Source organism: Acidimicrobiales bacterium (assembly GCA_036273495.1).
In the GTDB taxonomy this organism is placed as follows: domain Bacteria; phylum Actinomycetota; class Acidimicrobiia; order Acidimicrobiales; family JAJPHE01; genus DASSEU01.
This window is the reverse complement of record DASUHN010000168.1, coordinates 1-4,683: the sequence shown is the minus strand read 5'-3', so window position 1 is coordinate 4,683 and position 4,683 is coordinate 1. Positions and strand designations below refer to the sequence as shown.

4 protein-coding genes are annotated in these 4,683 nt (G+C 73.6%); 1 reads left to right on the top strand and 3 read right to left on the bottom strand.

Going from position 1 to position 4,683, the window contains the following annotated elements:
* Positions 1-549: 549 nt before the first annotated feature.
* Complete coding sequence (locus VFW24_07060) at positions 550-2,148, top strand: HD domain-containing phosphohydrolase (protein ID HEX5266514.1); 1,599 nt, start codon at positions 550-552, stop codon at positions 2,146-2,148.
* Positions 2,149-2,155: 7 nt separating this feature from the next.
* Here VFW24_07060 and VFW24_07055 read toward each other — a convergent pair whose 3' ends face one another.
* From VFW24_07055 to VFW24_07045, 3 genes are all read right to left on the bottom strand, one after another.
* A complete protein-coding gene (locus VFW24_07055) occupies positions 2,156-3,022 on the bottom strand; it encodes an IPT/TIG domain-containing protein (protein ID HEX5266513.1) in 867 nt (288 codons plus the stop codon).
* Positions 3,015-3,584: a sigma-70 family RNA polymerase sigma factor gene (locus VFW24_07050; GenBank protein ID HEX5266512.1), complete on the bottom strand. Its 570-nt coding sequence runs from the start codon at positions 3,582-3,584 to the stop codon at positions 3,015-3,017. The genes VFW24_07055 and VFW24_07050 overlap by 8 nt, the downstream gene beginning before the upstream one ends.
* Before the next feature lie 7 nt (positions 3,585-3,591).
* The coding region (locus tag VFW24_07045; protein HEX5266511.1) for a beta-propeller domain-containing protein at positions 3,592-4,683 on the bottom strand (1,092 nt) is incomplete at its 5' end.

Below are 4,683 nucleotides of genomic sequence, written 5' to 3'. Positions count from 1 at the left end.
TCGGGCGCCGCCGCCGGCCGTGGTGACGGCTGTACCGCTGGTGTCTCCGCCGTGGCCTTTCCCGTTGCCCGGGTGGGCGGCGGCGGGGAGGGCGGCCAGGGCGCCGACGACGAGAGTCGGTGCGATCAGCCCGAGGATTCTTCGCAGTTTCAACTCGTGCCTCGGATGTTCTGCTCAGCCGCCGGGTGGACGTACAGGAGCGCCTCACAATGATCCGGCGCGCGCATCGGCAAGTCGAGTCTCAAAGTAGGACCCCTGCGGCCGGTCCGCTATGGCCCGAATCGCTCATTTGTCGGGTCTGGATAGCCATAACAGAAGCGTCGTATGGCCTAGTCAGGTGGGTCGGGATGACGCGCGAGGCTCATGCACACCCGTTGCGCGGGGGTGGCTAGAACACCATTGTCGAATGGCCTAGTCAGGTCAGCGCGAATGGCTCCGCGAGCCCATGTACTTCGACCCGCTCCGCGGTGCAGTATTCACGCGACGTAATCGGTCGGCCACGGCTGGTCGGGTACCGCGTCGCGGTCCACCTCACGCAAACAGGATGTGATGGCCAAAACGACTCAGGAGGACCCGAAGAGGCGGTGGCCGCGTCGGCGGGCCCTCGCCCGCCTCGTGTCGGCCCTGGCCTACGCACTACCGGTCGGCGCCGCCGTGGGGGCTTCGCTGGGGCTGAGCCGGGTGCTCCCGTCCCCGGGGGGCGCGTGGATCGAGGCCGCCGACTGGATCACGCTCGTGGTGCTGTCGACCTCGGTTCTCCTGGTGGTCGACCGGCTGGCCCGCCACCTTCTGCCCCTTGCCGCCCTCCTGGAGCTGTCGCTCCTGTTCCCCGACCACGCCCCGCGGCGGGTGGCGGTGGCCCGGCGGGCCGGCAGCATCCGGAACCTCCACGCCCGGATCGAGGACGCCAAGCTCCATGGCGTCGCCGACGAGCCCGCCCTGGCGGCGGTGCGGATCGTCGAGCTGGTCGGCGCCCTCCACGCCCACGACCGCCGGACGCGCGGTCACTCCGAGCGGGTCCGGGCCCTGACCGAGGTCCTCGCTGCCGAGCTCAAGATGGCGCCGGACGATCTGGACCGCCTGCGCTGGTCGGCCCTGCTGCACGACATCGGGAAGATCCACGTGTCCCCGCGGATCCTCAACAAGCCCGGCCAGCTCCAGCCCGACGAATGGGAGGCCATTCTCCGTCACCCCGAGGAGGGCGCCCGCCTGGCCGCACCCCTGGAGCCGTGGCTGGGCGAGTGGGCCCAGGTCATCGTCCAGCACCACGAGCGGTGGGACGGTTCGGGCTACCCGCACGGGCTGGGGGGTCGGGAGATCAGCTACGGGGCCCGCATCGTGGCGATGGCCGACGCCTACGAGGTGATGACCGCGTCCCGCTCCTACAAGATGCCGATGAGCGTGGCCGCTGCGCGCCGCGAGCTCACGACCCACGCCGGAAGCCAGTTCGATCCTCAGGTCGTGCGGGCCTTCCTGGAGGTGTCGATCGGGCGCCTGCGCGGGATCACGGGGCCCCTGTCATGGGCCGCCCAGGTGCCGTTCCTGGGATGGTTGCGCCACACCGCGTTGGGGGCGCCCGCGTCCGGCGGCGCCGGGCTGGGTCAGGTTGCCGGGCGGGCCGCCGCGGTGCTGGGCACGGCCACTGGTGCGGTCGGGACGGCGGTCGTGGTCGGGGCCCTCGGTGTTCCCACGGCCACGCCCCCCGCCTCGGCGGTCACCGTTCCGGCGCCTCCGGCTGTCTCGGGCGCGCCCGTCCGCCCTGGGCAAGCCCCTCCCTTGCAGCTATCCGGCGCAGTGGACCCGCCGCAGGCCCGACCCCAAGGGGCCGCGCCGGACCCGTCGCCCGGCGGTCCCGTGACGGTCTCGTCGGCCTCCGGGCCGCCGACCTCCTCGACGCAGCTGACGGCACCGGAGCCCGAGGCGGCCCCCGTCACCACGACCACCACCGCCCCGGGTCCGTCCCGTGCCGATCCCACTGCAGAGGGTCCCACCACCACGCCGTCCCCGGGAGCGTCCGCCTCCAGCGGCAGACCGGTCTTCCAGCCGCCGCGGCGACCGCGGCCCGGTTGGGTCCGGCTGGGCTTCGGCGACGACACTGACTTCCACGGCGGCCTCGGCCAGCTGAAGAAGGCCGGTTCCGGCGGCTGAGACCGGCTCAGGGAAGGAACGTGTACCGGTCCCCCGGTGACACGGCGCTGGCCCCGCCGGCGGTCACGACCGTGACGTCGACGGTCCCTGCCGAGTGAGCCGGGCTAAGGGCCCGCAGCTCCGTGGCCGAGACGACGACCAGCTGGCGGGCGGGGGCAGTGCCGAACCGCACGCCGGTTGCCGGTCCCAGGTTCTGGCCGGTGACGATCACCCACGTCCCGCCCGCCGCCGGCCCGCTGGCGGGAGCGACACCGGAGACCGACGGCGGGAGAGCAGCCGGCGCGGCGGCGGGCTGCGTCCCGCCTGCCGCCGCCCCTCCCTCTCCGCCCGTCACCCCCGCTCCGGTCGAGGGCAGGCCGGTCGGGCCGGCTCCGCTGCTGCTGCTGCTCCCTCCGCTGGCAGCCCCGCCGCCGTTCCCGGCGCTGGCGGCCGGCTGGTTCGGTGACGCCGAGAGCTGAGGCGTCGCCGCCCGGGCGCTCTTTGACGCGCCGTTGCTCGCTGCGGTCGGTTGGTTGTTCGACCCGCCGCCCCGTACCGACAGCCCCACCACCGCCGCCACCACCAGGAGCGCCGCCGCCACTGCGGACGCCGGGTTGACCCACCGCCGTGCCCGGCGCGGTCCCCGCGACGGTGCATCACCGTCGTCTCCATCGATGTCCTCCGCCGGGCCCGCAGGCGAGGGGAGGGCGTCCGCGAGGCGGGCCCGCAGGTCGGTCGGCAGCGGGCGGGCGCCGGTGATGTCCGCAGTACCCGCTCCCTCCGCTGCCATCAGCCGGTCGGCCAACCGTTGCCGCAGGTCCGGCGGCAGCGGGCGGGGCCGGTCGGCGCCCCGCAGCAGCTCCTCGGTGGGGTCGGGGGGCGGGACGTCAGTCATCTGAGTTCGGCTCCAGCTCTCGGCGCAGGTTGTCGCGGGCGCGCTGCAGCAACGACTGCACCTGCACCCGGGTGCGGCCCAGCTCCTCGGCTATCTGTTCCACCGGCAGCCCGTCGAGGTACTTGAGCACCAGCACCTGGCGGTGGAGCGGGGAGAGCCGCCCGAGGGCGCGCACGACCTCGTCGCGCGTCTCCAGCTCGTCGTCCGGCCGGACTGTGTCGAGGTCCGCCACCAGGCGCAGCCCGGAGCGGGCCACCTCGTCGCGCCGCTCCCGCTCGTAATGACGGGCCAGCCGGTGCCGGGCGATGGCGCACAGCCACGTCGACAGGGCGGCGTCCCCCCGGTATCCCGCTGCCGACCGGACCGCCTCGAGCAGGGTCTCCTGGAGCAGGTCCTCGGCGGCAGCGTCGTTCCCGCCCACGCGCGCGTGGAGGAATCCGTAGACCACCGGGGCCACGGTGTCGAGGAGCCGGTGTACGGCCTCGGGCCGGCCGGCGGCGACGTCGCCCAGCAGGGCCACGTCCCCCCGGAGGTCACCTACGGCCGCCCCGGTGTCGCTCACCCGTGGATCACTGCCCCGACGGGAAGGGCATCCACGCCACCTGGTCCAGTGAGTCGATGTCGCTGGCCATCACACCGCCGTCCGACACCGTGTAGATGAGATCACCCACGATCAGCGCCCGTTCGATCCCCGTGCCGTAGTTCGGCGCCATCATCGTCCCACCTGCGGCCGGGGCCGGTGCGGCGGCCGACGCTGCCGCCGCTCCTGACTGCGCCGGCTCGGGCCGGCTCGGCTCGGCCCGGGGCGGGGGCGCCGGCTGGCTGATGCGGCCGACCTCGGTCAGCGACCCGTCCGGGTTGACCCGCAGGACGATGTCGCCGGTGAAGCTCTGACCGGCGGCGTACTGCTGGACGGGGATGATCGCCAGACCCCGGCCCGGCCACCACAGGAACTGGTGGGGGTCGTGCTCGGCGGTGGAGTAGCTGGACCCGAAGTACCTGCGGGCGTCGAGCGCAGGGTGGGTGGGGTCGGAGACGTCGAACACCGAGACCTGGACGCCGTCCCCGCCCTGGTCGGTCTCCTGGCCCAGGCCCAGCAGCCGCCCGCCCCCGAGGGGGTGGAGATAGGCCGAGAAGCCGGTCAGCTGCAGCTGGCCCTGCAAGGCGGGATGACGGGGGTCGGACAGGTCGATGACGTACAGCGGATCGGTCTGGCGGAAGGTCACCACGTACCCGAGACTGCCGAGGAAGCGGACTCCGTAGATCCGCTCTCCGCGGCCCAGCCCGCTGACCTGGCCGATCGGGACCAGCGCCCCGCCGGACGGCTGCAGCACGGTGACCAGGTTGTCCGACGTGCCCACCGCCGGCGCCACCTGTTGGTCCTGCGAGGCCGCCCCCGGCACTGGGGCGTAGGCCTGGCCGACGGTGGTCGCGACGCGGAGAACCCCGCCGTACTCGGACAGCGCGTACTGGTCGGTCAGCACGCCCGGGACCGAGCCCGATCCCAGGTAGCGCGGGGCGGTGGGATCGGCCAGCGAGAATCCGTGGATGTCGGTAACGGCGGCGGGGCTGCTCCCTTGTCCCTCGGCCACCTGGTCGCTCCACGACGAGGTGGCCAGGTACATGGCGTCGGTGCTGGCGTACACGACCGAGATCGGAAG